This window comes from Bacteroidota bacterium, assembly GCA_016722565.1.
Lineage (GTDB): Bacteria > Bacteroidota > Bacteroidia > 2-12-FULL-35-15 > 2-12-FULL-35-15 > 2-12-FULL-35-15.
The window spans coordinates 131113-153597 of record JADKIU010000003.1 but is presented as its reverse complement, the minus strand read 5'-3'; the positions used below and the strand labels follow the sequence as shown (position 1 = coordinate 153597).

Annotated in this window: 23 protein-coding genes and 1 riboswitch; of the genes, 14 read left to right on the top strand and 9 right to left on the bottom strand. The window is 33.8% G+C overall.

Translation table 11 applies throughout. The annotated features are described in order from the left end of the window. Window positions 1-10: 10 nt before the first annotated feature. From IPP64_11825 to IPP64_11815, 3 genes are all read left to right on the top strand, one after another. On the top strand, window positions 11-937 hold the full coding sequence (locus IPP64_11825; GenBank protein MBL0330077.1) for a gliding motility-associated C-terminal domain-containing protein: 927 nt from the start codon (window positions 11-13) through the stop codon (window positions 935-937). 83 nt (window positions 938-1020) lie between these two features. After that, window positions 1021-4737 carry a right-handed parallel beta-helix repeat-containing protein gene (locus tag IPP64_11820; GenBank protein MBL0330076.1) on the top strand — a complete coding sequence of 1239 codons (3717 nt, stop codon included), beginning with the start codon at window positions 1021-1023 and terminating at the stop codon, window positions 4735-4737. Between the two features lie 146 nt (window positions 4738-4883). Continuing rightward, entirely contained in the window at window positions 4884-5528 is a 645-nt protein-coding gene (locus tag IPP64_11815; GenBank protein MBL0330075.1) for a T9SS type A sorting domain-containing protein, read from the top strand. Window positions 5529-6101: 573 nt separating this feature from the next. On the opposite strand, the gene IPP64_11810 is transcribed toward IPP64_11815, so the two are convergent. From IPP64_11810 to IPP64_11800, 3 genes are all read right to left on the bottom strand, one after another. After that, the gene (locus IPP64_11810; GenBank protein MBL0330074.1) at window positions 6102-6365 is read right to left on the bottom strand and encodes a hypothetical protein; all 264 of its coding nucleotides are present in this window, start codon (window positions 6363-6365) and stop codon (window positions 6102-6104) included. A gap of 336 nt (window positions 6366-6701) precedes the next feature. Continuing rightward, window positions 6702-7715 carry a hypothetical protein gene (locus IPP64_11805; GenBank protein MBL0330073.1) on the bottom strand — a complete coding sequence of 338 codons (1014 nt, stop codon included), beginning with the start codon at window positions 7713-7715 and terminating at the stop codon, window positions 6702-6704. 60 nt (window positions 7716-7775) lie between these two features. Beyond that, a riboswitch (SAM riboswitch) is annotated at window positions 7776-7870 on the bottom strand. Between the two features lie 127 nt (window positions 7871-7997). After that, on the bottom strand, window positions 7998-8786 hold the full coding sequence (locus IPP64_11800; GenBank protein ID MBL0330072.1) for a ribonuclease HI: 789 nt from the start codon (window positions 8784-8786) through the stop codon (window positions 7998-8000). A 170-nt stretch (window positions 8787-8956) separates the two neighbouring features. Here IPP64_11800 and IPP64_11795 point away from each other — a divergent pair, with 170 nt between their 5' ends. The 6 genes from IPP64_11795 (at window position 8957) to IPP64_11770 (ending at window position 14203) form a co-directional block, all read left to right on the top strand. Next, window positions 8957-9994, top strand: a complete 1038-nt coding sequence (locus IPP64_11795) for a hypothetical protein (protein MBL0330071.1) — start codon at window positions 8957-8959, stop codon at window positions 9992-9994. Window positions 9995-10019: 25 nt separating this feature from the next. Then, entirely contained in the window at window positions 10020-11390 is a 1371-nt protein-coding gene (locus IPP64_11790; protein MBL0330070.1) for a hypothetical protein, read from the top strand. A gap of 3 nt (window positions 11391-11393) precedes the next feature. Continuing rightward, window positions 11394-12425 carry a radical SAM protein gene (locus tag IPP64_11785; GenBank protein MBL0330069.1) on the top strand — a complete coding sequence of 344 codons (1032 nt, stop codon included), beginning with the start codon at window positions 11394-11396 and terminating at the stop codon, window positions 12423-12425. After that, the gene (locus IPP64_11780; GenBank protein ID MBL0330068.1) at window positions 12314-13348 is read left to right on the top strand and encodes a hypothetical protein; all 1035 of its coding nucleotides are present in this window, start codon (window positions 12314-12316) and stop codon (window positions 13346-13348) included. Before IPP64_11785 ends, IPP64_11780 begins: the two co-directional genes overlap by 112 nt. Before the next feature lie 61 nt (window positions 13349-13409). Continuing rightward, window positions 13410-13808, top strand: a complete 399-nt coding sequence (locus IPP64_11775; GenBank protein MBL0330067.1) for a hypothetical protein — start codon at window positions 13410-13412, stop codon at window positions 13806-13808. An 11-nt stretch (window positions 13809-13819) separates the two neighbouring features. Then, window positions 13820-14203 (top strand): hypothetical protein, encoded by a 384-nt coding sequence (locus tag IPP64_11770; protein MBL0330066.1) that lies wholly within the window; start codon window positions 13820-13822, stop codon window positions 14201-14203. Window positions 14204-14738: 535 nt separating this feature from the next. On the opposite strand, the gene IPP64_11765 is transcribed toward IPP64_11770, so the two are convergent. From IPP64_11765 to IPP64_11745, 5 genes are all read right to left on the bottom strand, one after another. Next, window positions 14739-15164: a hypothetical protein gene (locus IPP64_11765; protein ID MBL0330065.1), complete on the bottom strand. Its 426-nt coding sequence runs from the start codon at window positions 15162-15164 to the stop codon at window positions 14739-14741. Window positions 15165-15175: 11 nt separating this feature from the next. Beyond that, window positions 15176-15757, bottom strand: a complete 582-nt coding sequence (locus IPP64_11760) for a hypothetical protein (protein ID MBL0330064.1) — start codon at window positions 15755-15757, stop codon at window positions 15176-15178. Between the two features lie 300 nt (window positions 15758-16057). Continuing rightward, window positions 16058-16537, bottom strand: coding sequence for a hypothetical protein (locus tag IPP64_11755; protein ID MBL0330063.1), 480 nt, complete (start codon window positions 16535-16537; stop codon window positions 16058-16060). 34 nt (window positions 16538-16571) lie between these two features. Beyond that, entirely contained in the window at window positions 16572-16871 is a 300-nt protein-coding gene (locus IPP64_11750) for a hypothetical protein (protein ID MBL0330062.1), read from the bottom strand. Window positions 16872-16882: 11 nt separating this feature from the next. Beyond that, window positions 16883-17377 (bottom strand): hypothetical protein, encoded by a 495-nt coding sequence (locus IPP64_11745; GenBank protein ID MBL0330061.1) that lies wholly within the window; start codon window positions 17375-17377, stop codon window positions 16883-16885. A 368-nt stretch (window positions 17378-17745) separates the two neighbouring features. Between IPP64_11745 and IPP64_11740 the strand changes: the two genes are divergently transcribed. The 4 genes from IPP64_11740 to IPP64_11725 all read left to right on the top strand — a co-directional run bounded on the left by IPP64_11740 (window position 17746) and on the right by IPP64_11725 (window position 20560). Then, window positions 17746-18894: an AAA family ATPase gene (locus tag IPP64_11740; protein MBL0330060.1), complete on the top strand. Its 1149-nt coding sequence runs from the start codon at window positions 17746-17748 to the stop codon at window positions 18892-18894. Between the two features lie 183 nt (window positions 18895-19077). Further along, on the top strand, window positions 19078-19839 hold the full coding sequence (locus IPP64_11735; GenBank protein ID MBL0330059.1) for an RNA-directed DNA polymerase: 762 nt from the start codon (window positions 19078-19080) through the stop codon (window positions 19837-19839). A 46-nt stretch (window positions 19840-19885) separates the two neighbouring features. Continuing rightward, on the top strand, window positions 19886-20065 hold the full coding sequence (locus IPP64_11730; protein MBL0330058.1) for a hypothetical protein: 180 nt from the start codon (window positions 19886-19888) through the stop codon (window positions 20063-20065). Between the two features lie 57 nt (window positions 20066-20122). Next, entirely contained in the window at window positions 20123-20560 is a 438-nt protein-coding gene (locus tag IPP64_11725; protein MBL0330057.1) for a hypothetical protein, read from the top strand. A 146-nt stretch (window positions 20561-20706) separates the two neighbouring features. Here IPP64_11725 and IPP64_11720 read toward each other — a convergent pair whose 3' ends face one another. Beyond that, the gene (locus IPP64_11720; protein ID MBL0330056.1) at window positions 20707-21711 is read right to left on the bottom strand and encodes a WYL domain-containing protein; all 1005 of its coding nucleotides are present in this window, start codon (window positions 21709-21711) and stop codon (window positions 20707-20709) included. Between the two features lie 121 nt (window positions 21712-21832). Between IPP64_11720 and IPP64_11715 the strand changes: the two genes are divergently transcribed. Further along, window positions 21833-22480, top strand: a complete 648-nt coding sequence (locus IPP64_11715; GenBank protein ID MBL0330055.1) for a hypothetical protein — start codon at window positions 21833-21835, stop codon at window positions 22478-22480. The last annotated feature ends 5 nt before the right edge of the window (window positions 22481-22485 follow it).

The following is a 22485-nucleotide window of genomic DNA, read 5'->3' as shown; positions in this document are numbered from 1 at the left end:
TTTTGTTTTTATGAAGCATCTCATTTACATATTATTTATAGTAATTCCATTCCATTTTTGTATTGGGCAAGTCAATCTTGTTCCTAATCCATCGTTTGAAACATATACAAGTTGTCCTACATTAACAAATCAATTGTATAAAGCAACACCTTGGTATAATCCAACAGCTAATACACCCGATTATTTTAATATATGTGCTATTGATAGCACAGGTGCAGCATATATGGGAGTTCCAACTAATGCCATTGGTTATCAACCTGCAAGAACAGGAAATGCCTATGCAGGAATAGGGATGAACAGTTTTCAAAGAGAATATATCGGAATACAATTAGATTCTTCTTTAGAAGCTAATAAAAAATATTGTGTAGAATTTCACCTCTCTTTAAGTAATTATGCAATATTTTCAACGAGATCTATAGGGGCTTATTTTTCAGCTACCAAGCTAACAGACTACACGACCCCTTTTTACCTTCCTGTTTTACCACAAGTGGTAAGTCCTGCGAGTGTTTTGCTATCTGATACTACTAATTGGATGCTGGTATCTGGTAGCTTTATTGCTACTGGAGGGGAGCGATACATGATCATTGGTTCTTTTTTAAGCGACACCGACATTGTAATAGACACAACATATCCTGGAAATATCGAAAGTAATATACATTATTATGTTGATGATGCGAGTGTAACCGCTTGTCCTGACCCGCCAATAGAAGAATTATTTATTCCTACATTGATGGGAGGAAATCAAATTTTTGAAATAAAAGGATTGCAAGGAACTACAGAATTGTTCTTATATAATTCATTAGGACAAATCGTTTACAAAAATACGAATTACAAAAACAATTTGAATACCATTGAATTTGAAACTGGAATCTATTACTATTACTTAAAATTGAATAACGGAGAGGTTCACAAGGGAAAGCTTTGCATTGTAAATTAATGTTGGTATTTACTTAGCAATGTTTTTGCTTTTTGATTTTTTTTGTTATAATGTTGTTATAAGCTAAATTAAAAACACTCTTCATGAAAAAAATCATTTCTCTTCTTAGTTTATGTTTTATCATTCTTTCTGCAAGTGCACAAAGTGGTTCTACATGTATTAGTGCAATATCAAATACCAGTGTACTGCAATGTCCTGTTTATTCGGCAAGTGCAAGTCAGATAATCTGGCATAAATTTATTCCTGATTCGGTAAATGTCACTATTGGTTGTTCGATTATTCCTGACAGTCTTAATCCAAACAACTACATTACTCAATTAGAACTTTATAGTGGAAATTGCACTAGCATGAGTCTGTTATACTCTGAAAGCACTACTGATGCTGCTCGAAAAAGCTTGACGATTAATGCAATGGGCCTATCAACAACGCAAGAATATTTTATTAAAATTTACAATAGTAGTGTTACAACTGATTATTCAGTTTGTCTTGAAAACAGAGAAGCTACAATGGCTGCTTGTGCAAACCTTTTAAGCAATGGTGGGTTTGAAAGTTTTTCAGCATTACCTTTTTGTGCTTCTACTCCTTCTTTTCCAGACTTCAGTGTTACCTTAGCCACTGGTTGGGGGCAAATTCAAACTCCTGATTATTTTAATACTAGTTCTGGAACGCTATCTTGTCTTTCATTTACTCCGTCTCCTCATACAGGAAGTGGGCATGGGGGATTTGCAATAGGAAGCCCTTCTAATCCAGCATACAAAGAATATATTACAAATTCTGTTACAGTAACTCCAGGAACAACATACAAAATAATTTTTTATTACAAAACTGCCGATCCTGGACCAGTAGCACCTAATATTGGTGTTTTCGCTGCTGGTGCTTCCTTTGGATCTTCTCCTGGTTCGCCATTACCCAAAACGGAGTCTCCAGATATAAACGGATATACAAAAGTCACAAGCTATTATACTGCTACCACTGGTGCTCTTTTTATTGCAATTGGTGCATTTCCAGCGACTGGAGTTAGTTCATTGCAATATTATTATGCAGACGATGCTTCAATTACCGAATCGCCACTTGTCGTAGTTAGTGGTAGTACTAATGTCTGCACAGGCGATGTAGTAAATACAACTTTTACTGCAAGCAATGGTAGTGGATTTACATGGACATGTACCCCTTCATTGTCAAGCTTTTCAACGTCAGGTGCTACAGCTTCGATAACAAGTCCTTTGCCCCCAGTAACGATGATTACAACTTATACGGTAACTTTAACAGGTACTGCTCCTAGTGGATGTACTTCAACGACAAATTTTTCTTTTGTAATTACACCTGGTCCTGTAATACCAAATGTTGGTGGCATTAATAAGATTTGCGTGGGTGGAAGTACAACTCTTCAAGCTTTGGCTCTCAGTGGTTTTTATAGCACGATTCAATGGTATTTAAATGGCGTAGCCATTCCTGGAGCATCTGGTGCAGGTTTTGTTTTTTATACTGCTACTGTGCCTGGTGTATATACTGTACAAATAGGATTTCCTGGTGGTTGTAAAAGTACATCTCCTCCATTCACAGTAACATTGCATCCCAACCCTGTAGTTTTGGTAGAATCAAACTTACCAGAAAATTGTCCAGGAAATTCGGATGGCCAAGCTTCAGCATTTGTGAGCGGTGCAACAGGCCCTTTGGTTTATGCATGGAGCAATGGGACAACAAATAGTAGTAGTTTGTTTTCGGATAACGTTAACGGCTTACCTGGTGGACCAATAAGTGTAACGGTAACCGATGCAAATGGATGTGTTGGAACAGCAAGCACAACAGTTGTTACTTTACCTTTATTTGCAGCTCCAATTATTTCTGGAGATGGAACCATTTGCGCAACAACACATACCTATATAATTTCAAATTACAATCCTGCTTATACTTATAGTACTCCTTTGATAACTCCACCAGGATATGGTACAGCTTCTGCAATAAGCGGAGCTGGAACATTTACCGTTACTTGGATATCAAGTGCTGTTACATTTGGAGCAGATATAACTGTAACAGCAACAGATCCTTTAACAGGTTGTTCGAATTCAGCAACAGAGCATTACTATCCTTGTTGTTTGGGTCCACACGGCACAACAAATGTTATCAATGGTTTATCGAGTTCTTTGGCAAATCCTTTTATTGGAGGAACTTTAGTAATTAACGGAACATTTACTATTGACAATAATTTTACAATAAATGGAACAAATGTAGTAATGGCTGCCGGAGCAAAAATTGTTATTCCCACTGTTGGCGGAACAAAAACTTTGACTTTGACAAACAATACATATGTGCATGCAGCACCATGTAATATTATGTGGAATAGTATTTATATCAATGCTGGTCAAAACCTTGTTGTTAATGGCAACACACGCATTGAAGATGCTGATAGTGCTGTTGTTTCCGTAGATGGAGGAAAATACACCATTACTAATTCTGAGTTAAATAAAAATTTCAAACATATTGTTGTAATGCCATTTGCAGGTTCGCATACAGGCACAATCACAAAAACTAATTTATACTGCAGAAACTATCCTACTTTAACAAATGCGACATTGCTTCCTCCTTATGCTACGGGAACAAGAACAAGAGTAGGAATTGAAATTTATGAGGTGAGTCAAATTCAGATAGGAACCTCAACAAGTGCTTCCCTAAAAAACAATTTCAGAAACATGGGGAATGGTATCAGAAGTAAAGGTAGTAGTGTTGTGGTATACAACAACTTATTTACAGTTATTGATAATCCATCAGGTGTAGCATGTAAAGGTTGTGATTGTCAACTTGGAACTGCAATATGTGCAACAGGAGAAAAAACACCATCACACATACTTATTGTTGCAGGAGCTGGTACGATACAAAACACGTTCTTTAATTGCCTCAACGGTATTTCAGCAAAAAATAACATGGATGTGTTTGTTGATGGAAACGTATTTCTTAATTTGACAGGTACAGGTGTTTTTGTTACTCAATGTTCAAACAGATTACTGGATGTTGTAAACAATAAAATGACAGCTGTTATCAATGGTATTGATATGTATGAAAATCCAAATGCATTTAGCATGAACATTGCCAATAATCAAATTAGTTTATCTGGCGGTTTATATGGATCGATTATTTCAAACTATGCCATTGTTGTACAAAATGTATTGTTGAATCCAAATAATGCAACCATTACAGGCAACACAATAGAAAGAGCAAAAACAGGTATTTGGTTGATTAATTCAGATGCTACGCTTGTTGAAGGGAATTCAATTGGATATCCTTTTGGTATGGTTGTAAGTGGAGCGACATTGATCGGTATCCGTTTAGAAAAAAGTGATAATAGTAAAGTTGAAAATAATACTGTTCAAAAATTAGGGGGACCACCACCAAGTGCTGCAACCGAATTAATTTTACGTGGTATTAGCGTTGAAAATACTCAAAACAGTGTAGTCGGAAAAAACACACTTATAAGAGTTGGCCAAGGTGTACGAATGTTGGGAGCTTGTAATAATGCAACCATTGCTTGTAACAATTTATTTCAATGTTGGTATGGTTTAAAATTTGACGGAGCCACTGTTGGCAACCAATTGAATAGTGGCGTTTCTCAGCGTAATGTATGGTTCATTAACCTAGGACCGGCAAAAATGAGTGGAAACATTTTATCACCAATTGAAATGTGGTACATAAGTGGTAGCCCATTCACTGACCCTAGAAATGGGTTGTCAACAAGGAATGGCACCATTGAGTTTTGTTGCAGGACACCCTTTAGGTGCAACAAGTTCAGCAGATGTTTGCGCTAGTTTTTTGCTCCACCTTCACCAACGGATGTAAGAAATCAAAAATTTGGTAAGATTGTTCACAACCTGATGGCCTATACAGCAATGCCTGCAGAATTTGATTTTGCAGATAAAATGATGACATACAGAGAGCTGAAAAAGACCCAGCAATGCTTACCTTGGGTGCTGCTGATGATATTGATTATCAAAATTTTTATACTGCCAGTGAAACTGCACCGATAGGAAAATTTGAGCAAGTAAGTGATTTAATCAATAGTGATAATGTTGCTACAGCTACATCGGTAAACAGTGCTGTTGCTCCAACAACAGTAATGGAAACAAATCGCAAAACAGTTAATGCTATTTATTTACAAACGTTTGCAAGTGGTAGTTATGAACTTGAATCTGCTGATGAAAGCACATTACTTGCAATCGCAAATTTAGATCCGTTGATTGATGGTGATGCTGTTTACAGTGCCCGTGCAATGCTTCGTATTGACCCAACAGATAATAGCACAGTGCGTTCAATGGAAACAGAAGAAGAGGAAACTATTCAAGAGAATACTCTTGCAAGTAAAGTATATCCAAATCCAAACAACGGTGTAATGCAAATGGATTATACTATTGATGAAGAATCAACCGGAACATTAATTATTTATGATTTAACTGGTAGAAAATTGAATGCGTATACTCTGACTAGCGGAACTAATACTTTACAAATTGATGAAAGCAAATTGGAAAGTGGTATTTACTTCTATCAGATTATTGTAAATAATGAAATGATCGAATCGGATAAAATTGTAATTGTTAAATAAAAGAACACAGTTTAACCCTAAATAAATAGTTAGTAAGGAGTCGCCCCGTTTCATTGTTGATCCGGGGTGATTTTTTTCTTCAGTTTTTCAAGTTCTTATTGCTTTTTTGTCGAATAAACAAAAAGTAAAATGAAGAGGTGCTTCATTGTCAACCGCAATAAACAGGCTTTTGATGACTCTGTTAATGCTTATAATTATTCGCATAAACAATAAATGGTCGAAGCCACATTAAATTAATAATATGGCTTCTTTGTCGAGTTACTCCCTACATAGAGAAATAGAACTTCCTCTTATTGGCAAGACAATACTCAAATGTACAAATTAATTTTTATACATTTTCTACCTCTAAGCTCCAACATTAGATGATTGATACTTTTATAATTTAAATAAAAAACCCCCAACACAAAAGTATTATGGGGTTAATTAGCCTTGAGTAGGTAGGCGAAATAAGGGTTAATCGAGTAAATATAGGTTCTTTTATTTAGCAGCGAGTTTTTTTGTGATGCAAACCAACCAAAAATAATCACACCACTACTTCCAGTAGATTTGGGCTGAAATCAAATTTTGAAGAAATCAATTTATCTTTTGAGCAATAATTGTAAGTACTTCGGCTTTGCATTTGAAGAATTTTTCAAGTTTATCATCGCCCCCTTTTAAATAAAAGGTTAATTCGTCACGGAATTTTAAAATTTTCGCTCCCTCCTCCGTATCTAATAATTGTATAAGTTGCCCGGACTCATTAAGCAATTCTTGAAGTATTCCACTATTATGAGAATCAGATTTTAAATTCTGAATTTTCTTTTGTATACCTAAAAGGTTGTTCTTTATTGAATCCATTTTTTGTCAACGACTTTAATTGTAAAGTTAGTCAAAAATCTACTATTTAAAAACTATAAATTACTTAAAATATGGAAAGTGAAAATTATCAGGACTTCTAAATTTCCCCCTTTGTTAAGCAATGAACAGTTTGGGATTTCTCTAAATTTCTCGCTACCGTCCATTTTCGCAATTAACAGAGCCTTTCACTTAGAATCGCTTAGAATCGATTGGAATTATATGGAATCGCTTAGAAGCGGTTACAATTGCTTGGAATTGCCTCCAAGCAATTGTAATCGATGGAAATCGTCACTGATTTTAAAAGTTATTTCCTTCTCTGAATTCTGAATAATTTCATCAAATAGGAATTGCCCCATAATGCACCAACTGTGGTTTCTTTGGTAACTCAGCATACGATTTATCCATCCTTTCTTTCAAACTTTCTAATTGATCCTTTTCATCACTAGTTATCAAAAATCCAATAATGTCATTTGCCTTAAAATAATTTGCAATGAAGTTCGTTGCATCTTTTAGCACCGTTACCTTTTTTAGATATTCACTGGCAATAAAGTGAGCCAAGAAGAAATCATGGTCTTCACAACGAGGGTCTGAAATTATATCGAAATGGATTACTCCATCTTTATAATCTTTGAAAGTAGGTATGTAACCCAATCTCATTGCCCAATCTTTGGCATAGTTTCCCTTGAAAAAATGATTAATTGCTTTAGGATCTAAATTCGTTGGTTGTTCACCACCTGTTTTATGAAAAATGTGGATTGATGCCATAAATTTATTTTCTTCTTTAGGAAATATTTTTTCCTCTTTAGCTTTAACTTCGCAAAACTCACCCATCATTCGGTGTTGAAATTTTTCTTCATAGTCTGGTTCCAAAAATCCCTGACTAATAAGCTTATTCCAATATTTAAATTTGTAGTCTAAGTAAAGTGCATAAATAGTAAGTCCCCCTTTATATGGAATACAAGCATTATAATTTTTTTGGTCGATGGCCTTGATAAATACTTTTTCAAGTTCTTCCATTGAATTAGTTTTTATAATATCTTCTTGAGATACTTCTTTGTCAAGCCAAATTTTTAAAACATTACATTCAGAATAACTAATGCCTGGAAACTCTTCACGATAATAGGTTGCACACAATTCTTCTATTTGTCTTATATCTCTGTTTCGATATGAATCATAGTAGAGTGTGAGGAAGAGTGTGTTGTTTTCAAGTTTTCTTATTACAGGTAAAAAAGCATTTGAGTATGCCCATATTTTAGCATGATTTCTAAATGCTATTTCATTGATTTCTTTTACTTCATCAGTTAATGGCAAAATAAAGTCTGGGCCAGATTGATTTGGTTCTTGTTCCATTTTGTAATGATTTAAAGATTAGTATTAAATTCATTACATCGAGAAAAATTGAAAAGGGGGTGTTGCGCTTTATTTTGACTGAATGCCCTCATCATTTTACCACCGTGGCCTCGCGACTCGGTTGGTTTCACATAGCGTGAATCTTGATGTTTATGTATGGGAAACGTAAGAAAAAAGAATTTATTGTTTTAGAGTAAATAATTAATTTTACTCTTCTCCATGTCGATTTGTAAATATTCAAAAATATCTCTTACGGAATTTTTTTGAAGAAATAGATTAGACTTATTTTATTTCTCTAATTATTCTGAGTATTCTCGGATTATTAATATTCTTATTGAATGTTACCTCATAAGAATGAGCATCCCTCATAATTACTTTAGAATAAGCAATATCAATTTTACCAAAATACTTGCTCCCTTTAGAAATAACTTCGTATCGATATTTAGCTAGTTTTTGTTGTTTCAAAAATTCACTTGTGACAATTTTAATTGAAAGTTTTTGACCACTATTTACAACACTTCCAATTTTTGTTTTTTCTTTGGTCGTTTTTCTTCTTGTAGTAACAATTGATAAAGGAGCTTTTAGAAAAGAATTAGCAGATTTTTTTGCAGTTTTATCAACAGCTTTATTATGTTCATCTTTAGCATGTCCTTTAACCCACACAAAAACAATTTGAACTTTTATTTTAGATATTTCCTTTAAAAGTTGCTTCCACAAATCCACGTTCAGTATTGGTTTCCCATCGCTATTTAACCAGTTTTGCTTTGGCCAATAGTACTTTGCTTGGCTAACATTATCTATAACATATTTAGAATCTGACCTTATTTCTATAACATTATAAGGCTGATCGATATAAGTAAGTGAAACTTGCCTTAATCCTTCAACACAAGCATATAATTCCATTTGATTATTGGTGGCTCCCATATACCCATCTGGTTCAATATCTAGTAACGTTTCCTCCTCATTTTCATCCAATTGAACAAACCGAATCCCTGAACCACCTTTTCTAGGATTTGAAAAAGATGACCCATCAGTATATATGTATAAGATATTTCTTTTTAAAATTTTCATTATAGTAAATATAGGATATTTCATCTTTAGCAAAAGACAAACGTAAATGACCGCAACGACAGTATGGGGAAATTAAGCTTTAATTGCCGAAAAAAATTCATTTTTCATTGAAATTCATTTTTTTCGACTTAATTTGCTTTAGTTTTAAACAAATTTAATTTAAATAAATTATGGCAACCGCAAAGGAAAAGTTTTTAAAATTAAAAGAAGATGCAAAACTTAAAAAAATTAATTTATCTCTAAATGAATTTGGGGATAGTTTTTCTTTAATTAAAAATTTGTTTAACGATCTGATCTTAGATGTTACAAATATTGATATTATTTCAGAAGCTGAGGATCGATTCAAAATTAAGGCTATTTCCAAAGATTTTTTGTTTAAGAGTAATGTTTTTAAGAATAGGGGAGTGATCCTTGAGGCGGAGTTTTCTTTTTCTGATGGCGAACTTGAAATATTGGCAATTTGTAAACTTGAAAAGATGCCATCCAAATTATCTAAACTTCCTGGAATTATTGGAGATTTATTAAGTCCACTGGATTTTATTAAAATAGATAGTCTTATTTATGTTCTGACATCAAAAGACATTTCAATTATCAAATCTGAAACATTTCCTGAATACAATAATAGAGAAGTGAACTTTAAGCCAGGAATTAACCTCGCTGGTTTGTTAGACTTGAAAAACTCTGGAAGTATTGCAAGTTTGGTCATTAAACCATTGAAACCTCTGGTGGGGGAAGGCCCGTATTTTATGTCCTGGAACATGAAAGATAAATTGGACATCGATTTTAGTTTATCACTTCCGAAAGATATAGAACTTGAAAACATTTTCACTATTAAAAGGCCAAAGCTTGTGCTAAAACCTTTAAAAACACCAGTCATATCTATTGACGGTATTTTCGATGTTAAATTACCAGGTGTCTCTGTTTCTCTTGATGGAGGATTTGCGTTTACAGCTGATGGGATTCGTGGAAAATTCAAAATGGATGAAATAGCCAGTAAAATTAAAGCTCCGCTTGGTTATGTAGGAGTGCATCTTTCTACGTTAACTGTCTCTGCTGGAATTAGTAATGGAATTCCTATTGTGGGTACAGAAGGTGATTTTTATATCGGTCCGGATGCTCCGGGTGATGTAGGAAATAAACCTGCGGTAAAAGAATTTGGAGGTATAAGAAGTAACCAGTATAAATTTATTTTTCAAGCACTTCCTTAGGAAAATTGAACCGTCTTTTGCTTATATGTATTTAGACAAGTTAACACTTGAAGAATACCTTAAAGCGATTACCAACAAGAATATTGAATTGCCCGCATTCTTGAATAAAATAGCAATGGAGCAAGTGATGTTTCATTGGTGTGAAACTCCGCAAGGAGAAGCAAAGCCAGATGGAACTATTGCGTTGCCCATTTTTGGATTTTCATCTATTCTAAATATTTTCGGACATAAAACATTTGGGGAAATACTCGTTGATTCATCTTCAGAAAGTAAAGGAAAAATTATTGCTGCTCCAATAAATATTAGTAATGGCTTATTGAAAATATCTGGTAAAGGAAAAGGAACGCCTGAAAAATATAAAGGATCTACAAAAGTAGATCCTGGAGGGATGGAGCTTCTTTTCAACTCCAAAGGACCAGATTATTTTTCATTTTCTGCGAAGATAGATATACTTGGTTTGAGTACTGAATCAAGTGGTAAGCTAAGTGATAATGGAATAACAGTAAATGTTAAATCTAATATTGTCAATATATTTAAAGACGAACTTGAAGTGACTTTGAACGACACCAATTTTGAGGCTAAAGCAGGATTAGATGTTGGGTTTAAAAACAAATCGATTACATTGCCAATGAATTTAGGTAAGTTGGATTTTAGCACATCTGTAAAAGGTAGTTTTGTAGCAATATATAATAAGGGTGTTTTAAAAACCAAAATAAACGCTAAGTTTGAGATTATTGGTCTGGACTTTAATTTAGGGACAATCCAATTGGATACTCGTGATATTAAAGACATTCCTAATCTACTTTTTAAATACATCGAGGAAAATGTCGAAAAAATATTTGCAGATTTGTTAAAAGATGCAGAATTATGGTTAAAAGCAATAAAAGCAAAAATAATACAGATTGTTGATCAATTAATAGGAAAAGCACTCCACGATGTTTATGGTATAGCTCGTGACAAAATTGCTCCACTCGTGAAGACCTTACTAGATTTCAAGCCAGAGCAAATTGCGGGTGTTTTGAAAGGTGCTGGAGAGAATGCTGCCAATGTAATTAAGGCACTATCTGATCTTGGCTACTCCGATAAAATAATTGAAGGGGCAATCAAAACAATATTTCCAGATGCCAAAGTAAATATTTCTCTTGGTCATACAGATATTCCGGCTTCAATGCACATTGATAAAGGAGCAAAAGGACATATAGATGAAGGGGCAAGAGGACATATTGATAAGGGAGCAAAAGCACACATTGATACAAGAACAGGATTTCATACCGATATAGGAGGCTCAGCACATGTTGATAAGTCTGCAAGACTCCATGTGAATGAATCTGCAAGAGCCCACGTAAATACTCCTCTTGTACCACATATTGATACAAAAAATCATATAGATATTTAAGAAATGGGAATTGAAATACGTCCGTTCAAGGATGCTTGTAATATTCGTTGTACATATTGTTATCAGGAAGGAACACGTAGTTCAGGTAATATATCTAAAAGCTACGATCTTGAGAAAATAAAAACTGCGATTCTTCGTGAAAGGCAGCCCTTCACTCTTTTTGGAGGTGAGCCTTTATTGATGCCATTAGAAGATTTGGAAGAATTGTGGAGCTTAGGTTATGAAAAATATGGGAATAATTCGGTCCAAACTAATGCAACTTTAATAAATGACAATCATATTGTTCTTTTTAAAAAGTATAATGTTTCAGTTGGAATTTCAATCGATGGTCCTGATGAACTGAATGACGTCAGGTGGAGTAAGAATTTAACACATACCCGCCAACTTACAGCAAAAATTGAAGAAACTATTTTGCAGTTGAGAAAAGAGCTTATCCAAGTAAGTATAATTATTACGATTCATAAAAAAAATGCGATCAATGATAAGCTGGTAAAACTTATAGAATGGGTAAAAGGATTGCATGAAAAAGGTATAAGATCTATTAGGGTTCACACTTTAGAAGTAAACAACGAATCTGTGAGAAAGGATATTAGTCTCTCGGAAAATGAAAATTTTACAGCTCTTTTAGCTTTTGCTAAACTCAAGATAACTCTATCAGATTTAGAGATAGATGTTCTTGATGAAATGGAGATGTTGTTAAGAGGTGATGATTCCAAGGTTTCCTGTGTGTGGTATTCTTGCGATCCCTATACTACTGCTGCTGTTACGGGAATTAATGGTGATGGCCAATATTCAAATTGTGGCAGAACAAATAAGGACGGAGTAGATATGGTTAAATCTGAAAAGCATGGACATGAGCGTCAGATAGCATTATATTTTACTCCTCAGGATGCTGGAGGATGTAAGGATTGCAGGTTTTTCTTATGTGCAAAGGTCATTGTCCAGGCACTTCCATGGGATATGATTGGCGTAATCGCACAGAGGATTGTAGTCTTTTTAAACAACTATTTAGTCATCTCGAGGAGGGAATTATAAAAAAAGGAATTCAGCCCCTTTCACTTCACCGCAACCGAAAAGAAATAGAACTGAATTTTATAAAAGGGCTTACGGAAGGTAACAATATTCCTTTGCATAGATTGTCAGCAAATATTAATCCTGACAATATTCTTAGTTTGGAAAAAACACCTTTTTTCCTAAGGTGGTCCTGGTCAAGTAATAAAGCAAAAAAAATATGGGAAGAAAGGATTGAAAAAATAAACAATATACTACCGTTAATTTATGCTGAGTGTATAAAAAGAAGCCTTCTTCCTTATATAGTAATAACAATTAAACCTTGGCAGTTTTTTCAGTTACTCTCTGAGTTAAAAAAATCGGATATAGCAATTGCAGCGATGGAAGGGTCTCTTGACTCCCAGAACAAAATGATGGTCATGATTGGAACAAAAGAAAAATTAGAAGTATTAAAACTTAGAATAAAAGAATCACTTTTTACCAATTTAAATATTCTGAATTCTCCGTTATCTTGTTGTACTGCTTCATCATTAAATTGTGCTTATAATTATGGTGTTCCTGGCCTTAATTCCTTTCTGGGAAAAGGATCAGGTACTAATGAAATTCACCTTCCCCAAGATTGGAGGATGAATAGGCTCCTGTCTGATGTAGGTTTATCTCTCTTGCCTTATACTCCTTGCACTCTTGAATGTTCAAAAAGCCTTGTACTTTCAGAAGAAATATTTTCCATTGGAAATAATCAATATCCGAAAGAAATGGAATGGCTGAAGCAATTACTTAATGTTTCAGTAAAATATAGTCTTCTGCATGGCATTCTTGAAATAAAAACGCCAATCTTTAAATACATTACTAAAACATTGTATACTGCGGCTAAGTATGATTTTAATTATCAAGGAAGTTCGGACATTGCAGAAGAGTCCTACGGAACAAAATTTCTTATAAACTAAAAAAAAATAGATCACTAAATTTAACTAACAAATTATTAAATAATCTTAAAATCGAATAGCTATGCCAATCAAATTTACAATCGAAAGAAGAGAAAATCAAAAAGCTTATGGGACATTAAGATGGCCTGAAAAAAATCTTAAGTCCGGGGCTATTTCAGGACCTTATGGCCGGGGTGAATTGCCATTGGGGTTATATCATGCTATGAGAAGCGATCTGTTAGACAAGGCAGGTCAAAATTCTTTTTGTGATTCGTTGAAAAATTGCTGGTTTCAGCTTTTGATACCTCAGTTTTCAACTAATAGAAACGGTATTGGGATTCATCCTGATGGAGGCGATTATATTGGAACCCAAGGCTGTATCGGTTTAATTGATGCAAACACGAAGGCTTGGTATGATGCATTCAAATCGATTCCTAAAAATGTAGTAACCGTTGTTGAGGTTGTTGATATTTCAATATAATAACAGTTTAAATGGAGAATATGGAATGTAAAATTGAATATGTAAAAGATGTTTTAGGAATTCTTGCCATATTGATCGGAGGTGCTTGGACATTCTGGCGATTTGTTTTGCAAAGAGAAAAACATCCTAAAGTTCAATTTGATGTTGATCTAAAGTTAATTGGTACTCAAAAAGAGTCTCATTTAGTTGAGGTCATTTCGATTATTGAAAACAAAGGGTTAGTAAGACATTATATTAAAGACTTTTCCTTCGATCTTTTTTATCTTACTGATAAAGATGAATTTGAAGAAGGAGGAAAAGAAATAAACAATCAAATCAAATTCAAGAAAATAATTGATAAAAGACCATGGATCAAAAGGATGAATGGGATTATACATTTGTTGATGCAGGGGTAAAGCAAAAATATGCATACGCGACATCATTGCCAATTGAAACAGTTTTTGTGCTTTTGATAGCAAATTTTAAATATACTTCAGAAAAAGGAGATTTTCATACCTCTCAAAAGATCTTTAATCTCAAGTTGCTTCAGAAAGAATTGGAGTAATAAATTATGTTCGAAATTTACTATATTTTAAATTTTGAAGTGTTTTTATTCTTTTAACTTCCTGATCCATTGATGTATAGCCGTTACATCGTTCTGATTTACAACTTATTTCTCAGGGGTGAATCGTTGAGTTTCTGCAAGTGTGGGCTAAAATCAAAGCAAAATATTGTAGTTCCTTTTTAATTTCAACTTGATGATTAACATAATGTTCATTTTCTTTTTATTCTAATATTTTATTAAACTGAAACATTCTTTTCTCAACCTCTTTGTCTTCAACAATACACATTTTACCCCAAAACAATTTTTTGAAATTTATTACTGCTTTTTTATAGTATTCATTTTGCTTATTTTCTAATGAAATTAGTGAAGCAAAGTAAACAGCTACACTATTTCTCACTTGTTACATATATGCCATGCTCTATAAATTCAAGATCGAGCTTATCCCAATCAACCATTTTGCGACTCGTTGTTATTGAGTTTTTTAATGGTATGCCTTCACATACATCATCAATGAAAATACGCCCACTATTAATATGGAGATCCCAATCCCACTTGGTAGGTTCGTATTTATGGTCAGTGTTTTTGAAGGAATCAATTTGAGAAATGTTCAAATTTTTCATCGCACGATTAATAAATTCAATTGCTTCTTGCAATGTTCCATTCGAGAACTCAACTCTCATCGTATTTAAAATGATTTCATGTCCAGCATTATACAACTTCTCAATTATATCAAAGCAACCATCGTTGCATTGGCCAATTGCCGGGTATTGGTGCTCTACAACTGTGCCGTCAAAATCTAAGTAAATTTTCATATTGTATTAATTTAATATTCTTTTGGAATCTTCCCATCCTTTAACAGCTTCGGAACAACCAACTTTTCTATTTCTTCGTGCGTAACTCCATATTCTTTTAATATTACATATGCTGCAATAATATTGTTTTCCAAACGAGACAGTTCTTTGATTATTTTGCCGTATACACGGTTGAATAGCAATTCTTCCTCTGTATGATCATTCAATAACTTTATCACATCTGCCGAATTGTAATTTATAGGTAGTTTAATGGTACGCAAAATTTTATCATCTTTCAAAAAACAGGTGTTTACATTAATTGTAACGTTATTTATTTTCATGCTTCCTTCTGTTATTGAAAATTCTATGTTTTCAGATGGATCGACATCAATAATATCAAAGAGATAATAAACAGGAACTACAACCTTTACAGTTCCTATTGTTACGCAATCAAGGCTAAATATTCCACCTCTTGAAGCGAAGGCTACTTTGGCTGCTGTAACTGTGATTTCGCAATCGTCAGTTTTGTATTTAGAATATCTTTTCCTTCTTTGTGGACAAAGATGTTTGAATATTTTAATGAGGTCTTTCTTTTTAGTTTTAAATGTTACCATAAATTTTAGGAATTTAATTCATTTTCAATTTTATCTAATATTTTTTGAGCAAAAGAAGGATTGGCTGGAGCAAAATATCGATTAGAAAACCAGTATATTATAGACATTGAGGCTAAGGGTACATTACAATCACCACAAAAGTGTACCGCTTTGTAGGATTCTTTTCCTATGTCGACAATGCACTCCATGCAATCGCAAGAAGCTCTTCTTACGGATTGGATTATAAATAACTCTCCTTTTTTGAATAGTCCATTTGGGTGCTTTCGAATAGTAATAACTAGTTGTCCTTTTTTAAACATTTTATAAATCTTTTTTGCCAGTTATTACTTCCGTGGTGATAAATTCCCAAGTGTCATTTTTACAAGTCATGTAGAATGAAAATACTTTTTCACCGCTATCCTCAAAGCTGCCTTTCAGATATGTTTTTGTTATGGTCACATTCTGCAAACTATCTACACCACCTGCTATAAAATTCGATGTATAAATGGTGTTATCTTTTTCCTCTGCATTGTTGTCCGTTTTAGTCGCACCAATAAACATTAAGTTCTCATTGCCTGCATCTACTGAGAAAATTGATTTGTTTTCAACGTAATTCAGAATAATAATAAAACCATTTTCTTTCGTAAAAAAATCAGTGTAGTCAGCCGTATCTGAAGTTTTCGGGCTAATTTGATAAACTTGCTGAAGTCTGTATGCATTTGAGGATATAAATCCATCAGAGTTTTGACCGATTGTAGCTAGTGTAATCAACAGCAACACCATTGTTAGTTTAGTTTTCATAAGAGAGCGTTTTAGTATTAATTAGTATTTAGTTTTAGTAATTCCCTACTACTTCATTCCTTCTTTTACTTCGTTTTTCATTTACTACATGGTCGGGATACAAATTGCTTTCTTTTACTAGGTAATAGTATGGAGTGTACCCAATCGGTTCTGTTCTTTTTCTGTTCGTATTGTATTTTCCGTTACTAGCCCAGGTAACATCTATGTATAACCACTCTCCATTTAAAAGAACCCTGTTCCATGCATGGTTGGTTGGTACGTATTTTTGCTTTCTGTATTTTGCAATCTTTTCTTCATCCTCATCTGCAAAACCATGTACTATTTCAGAATTCACGTTTGTGTATTTTAACTCGTAAAATAAGGTAGCATAACTTCGCAAATTCCTCTTTTATCGCGAAGTACCTTTGTGGCATATTTGAAATAGATTTTTTCCCACTTCTCTGCTATAACAACTTTGGGCGTGCCTTTAGAATAGCTAACACTTCCGCCAATGCTTCTGTTTTTGTTTGCCAATTCTACATAGTCGTATGCGATATGTTTTGTCATCCAAATAAAAATGGCACGTATTTTTTCTTGTTCTGTATCAAAGGCCAGATTAATGTCCTTTGCTAGATCGGGAATGTTCTTGTATTTCTTTTTCATTCCCATTACATAACTATCTATATAATCATAATTGCCATCGCATAATGTATCTGCCCAAGACCAAGCAGCTTCTTCTGTTGCAATTTCCTTTGCCCAACCTGTTGTGTCTTGACCCGAATAAAATAAACTGTCGATGTTTTGTGCACTTACTGATTCTATACCAGTAAAAATGCTGAAGAGTATAATTAGCTTTTTCATGGGGTTTGTTTTCATCATAACGAAGGCTGTTTTGATTTTAGTATGAAAGAAAATAAAGTTTACTACGTAAATAGACTGCGTTAGCAAGTTTGATTTTTGCACGCGTATCTTTTTGGACTTTTGGCATTATACGTATATGGCCATAGTTCTTGGCTTGATTATATTGGTTTGTAGAGGATATGCTAAGGAGGTTTGTTGGTTGTGATTGATAAAAATGGCAATCCGAAAATGAAAACAGTTAATTGTTAAACAATCAATAAAAAAACATTTGTTAGAAAATTTTAAAAGTATGTATATCAGCATGAAACAATTTTTAAACAGAAATAGATTCAAGAATTAATATTCTCTTTGTATCAAATTATTACTCCATGGAAAAAACAATAAGAAAAACACTCTCCGAATATGCTGTTGAAATTGAAAAGGATGTTCAATACGAAGGTTTATCAGAGCAAGATCTTGTCAACAAATGGACGAGCAAGGTGCTTTCTCTTAGCAATGAATTCAGGAAGGAGAATGCAAAATTAACTTTTAAGGAATTATATCTTGAAACGATGTTAGCAATTGCAAAACCAGGTAGTGATAGTAAACTATTTTCAGCCATTCCAACTGGATTCACGGATTTGGACCGAATATTAATGGGATTGCCTAAAGGAGAGTTAATCGTTATTGGAGCAAGGCCAGCCATGGGTAAAACTGCATTTATGGTTTCCATAATGGCTAACTTGATTGAAAGCAAAAGACCGATGGCCTATTTTTCAATTGAGAATTCAGCACAACAAATTTTGATGCGATTGCTAAGCGTTTTTATGGAGATGCCAGCGTTCCTTATAGCTTCTAAAGAAAATACTCCTTCACAAATAGATGAAATACTATTCAGAACCAAAGCAATAGGGGAAGCAAATGTAACGGTAGAAGATACTTGTTTTTCAATTGATGATATCATTTCTCAAGTTGATTATTTGGTAAAGGAGAAGAAGATTGAGTTAGTATTCATAGACTATCTTCAGTTGATTAAAGTAAAAAGTAGAAGAGAAAATAATCGGGAAGCGGACATATCCAAAGTTTGTCGTGAATTAAAGGCCTTGGCTAGGAAATATAATATTGCCGTTGTAGTTAGTTCACAATTAAGCAGGGCTGTTGAAACCCGAGGAGGAGACAAAAGGCCACAACTTTCTGATTTGCGTGAATCTGGTGCAATTGAACAAGATGCTGATAAGGTTTTGTTCATTCACCGTCCCGAATATTATAATATTACTGAAGATGAATATGGGACAGACACCAGAGGAATGGCAGAAATAATTATTGCGAAAAATAGGGAAGGAGTGGTGGATTCAGCGAAATTAAATTTTATTGGGAATTGTACTAAGTTTCAAGACATCGATTTAGTGGCTTTAAAGAAACAACAATATGGTGCTGAATATTTTAAAGAAATTCGTAAGGATGAATTTAAGGAATCAATTGATAAAATTGTAAGAGGTTCAAAAATGAACGACATTGATGAAGATCATCCATTTTAATAATATTGGGAAGAACCGTTAGAAAAAGATTATGAGCGAGCCTAAGCTTTAGGTTGTGTACCTGCAACCGTTATCACAATGTGATAATAGGATCTTTCTAGGTAAATTTTTCGAAAAGAAAAATTGACCTAGAAGAAATCAGTTTTAGATAATCATTAACGGTTTTTCCCTTTTTCAAATCAAATGAAACATAAAAAATCAATTTATAGCGTTAATTCTAAAACGGTTCATTTTCAGCGCTTGCAGAATAGCCAGGGTTTAGCAAACCTGTTACATTTTGAATTTAATAGTTTTAAAAGGGTTGTTGAAAATGCAAGTTATACTGAGTTCTCTATTCCTAAAAAGAAGGGAGGAAAAAGGGTAATTGAATCACCGAATGAATATCTTTCTTTGATTCAAAAGAGGTTAAATGATTATTTACAGGCTGTTTATTATAAAATTAAACCTACTCATGTTTATGGTTTTATTCAATCTGTTAAAGGAGAACAATCCACTTGTACTATATTTTCAAATGCTCAAAATCATGTTGGTAAGGATTATGTTTTAAATATTGATCTGAAAGATTATTTTCATTCTGTTACATCAACACAAGTAAGAGATTTCTTTCAATCGGGTAGATTTAATTTTTCTGAAGACCTGGCAACATGTATTGCTCTTATTTGTTGCTGGAAAGGTCGTTTGCCCATGGGAGCATCAACTTCCCCCGTTGTTGCAAATTTATTGAGCTTAAAATTGGATGAACAACTAATTGCTTTAGCAAGTTTTTATAACTTGACTTACACGAGATATGCGGATGATTTGACCTTTTCTTCAAATGAGAAGATTTCTGATGAAATGATTCTGAAAATAAAAGCTTTAATTGTTGGTTGTGAATTTGAGGTAAATAATAAGAAAGTAAGATTACAAAGCAAATATAGTCAGCAAACAGTTACGGAATTAAGGTAAATGAAAAACCAATGTGGACAGAAAATATATCAGGAATATTAGAGCGATGTTACACGACATAAAAGTAAATGGAATCGAAAAGGCTACTATGAAGCATTTTAAAACACTTTTAGTTGATGATCAGTTGGTGAATACATTTGTATTAAAAATAAAAGGAAAGATTGATTTTGTAGGACAGGTGAGGGGGAAGGAGGATCCTATTTATAATTCTCTAAGACAAATATAAAATGCAAGTCGAATATATCAATAGACTTTACAACTGATTTTTAAACATTACTCTATTATGGACTTTCAAACATATTATAAAAATTATTTCGACAAAGATTTAGGTCGTTTCGTAGGTCAAATTCCCACTGAAGGGAATAATCATTTTAAAAAAGATGAAATTACAATTCAATATTTTCATTTAATTCCATTTTACAATTATTTGGATGTTATTGAAAATGAAATTAGGCCACATTTTGTTGTGTCGTTGTTTTGGAACGTTTTAATCGACCAGGTTTATTACTCAAACTATCGTGATCATTATGGCCGTCTTGAATATAGCCGTCAGCCTATGAAATTTATTGGCAACTGCACTGCTCCCTCACTTATGAGTTCTGAATGTGGGACACATCTTCATCCTATAAAAATGTTTGAAGCGGTGAATGATTATCTAAATAAAGGGAATAGAGAGGGATTTCACCGTGAGGTTTTTAAAAAAGACGAAGACGATTATTAAAGAGAGAAAGTTGATTGCTCCATTTCACTTCAGGAGTCCTTTGATGTTATGAAGCAGGAATTAAAAGACTACTTCTTAAATCATGAACCTGAAGTATTTTGGAAAGACTTTTGGGAGAAATGTTTAATTGAGACTAAGGTCTTAGATTAGTATTTCTCAGCAGCCCTCTTATGCATCTCTTTCACAACTTTCACCAACGAAGCAGGTTTAATCACTTTCACCTGGTCACCGTAACTCATGATTTGCATTTGAAGTTCATAAGAAACCATTACGTTAATACTAATACGCAATTCCTTTTCAGTATCGGTAATTATTTTTTGAGTTGAATGAATCGTTTGACTTTTAATGTATTTCCCTTCTAATGGAGCAAAGGATAAAATGACTTCTTCAGGTTTATTATCAGAAATTGAAATACCAAAGGAATGTTTGAAATAAGCAATAGGATCAAACTTTTCAATCATGGTGTATTTCTCTTTTCCAGATTTCAGATTATCCATACGGTCAATTCCGAATGTGCGGATGGCTTTGTATTCGGGGTGATAGCCAACTAAATACCATCTATTGCGGTATTCTTTTAATAGATATGGGTGCAAGATGTGTCGTTTTGCTCCATCTCGCTCGAACGAATGATAATCGAATGAAACTACTTGAGATTTCTTGATGATCTCAATTAATTGCGAAAGGTATTCGGTGCCTTTAAAATAGGAAGCTTTTTCAACTTGAATGATTTTTTCAATTTGTTCGTTCTTTAAAATCTTGCGAATACTTAATGTTTGGAGGATCTTCTCAACGGCATTATCGAACTCGCCATGCAGTTCAGTCCCTTTAAATTGCTCGAGAATTCCCGCGGCAAACTCTATCGCATTGAGTTCTCCGCCAGTAAGTGCTATGGAAGCAATTGTATAACTGTCTTCAGTGTAATAATAACCACCATGCTGACGGCTGAATTCTATTGGCGCATTGTAATTTAAACCCTGATCGTTTCGGAGAGCATAAATATCCTTTTGGATAGTAGATTCAGAAAAGCTTTTACCCAAGACATTCTCGCATAATTCCACGATTTCTCCTAAAGTAGGGTAGGGCTTTTGTTTATCACGCAAAGCACCGTCAATAATACGGTATCTAATTAGGGCTTCTTTATTTGCTGGCATTTGGAGTAATTAAGCGAAAATTAATACTAAATATTTACTACGCACTTTGTTTGCGTTTTGACTTCGGAATTTTGTACCGAAAACTGAAATGCCTTCCTTCCGCAACGTAATAAACAAATATATGAAAATTAAAACGAAAATCACACTGCTTGATTCTATTGAATCTATTGGTAATCAGATGAAATTGATGACCGCTAAAGATGAATCAGCATTAAGACAAAATGATTTACTTAAATCGGAGATTCAGCCAATTATGGATTATTTGGAATGCACCGAAACGCAGACCATGCTTTTTTGTGCCATTTTCTATCTAACAATAACAGAGACATCTTGCTCCGCAAGTGACATTGGAAACGTATTGAATTGCAGTCCTTTCGAAATGATCCGACTAGATCCAGATATGAACGAACTAATAAAGAAAAAACATATCATCAAGGCAGGAAGTAATAACAATCGAAAGAAGCAGCACGTTTGCTTTGCAGTTCCATTTGATTTAATTGAGTTGGTTTCTAAAGGTGAAAAACGTGAGCCAATTGATGATACGATGGGCTTGTTTGAAGTTTCTGAAATATTGTTCAGGACTTTAGGCGATTACCGCGATGGTGATATCACATTTGATCATTTGAATGAAGAAATTGATTTTTATGTTGAGCGATTCGCACATTTTCCGGTTTTTAAGTATATGAATGAACTCACTTTGTCTGAAAACGAAAAGCTGATTTTCATTTATGTTTTAACCGATACTTGCCAGGGGGGAAGAATCCATTGATTTAT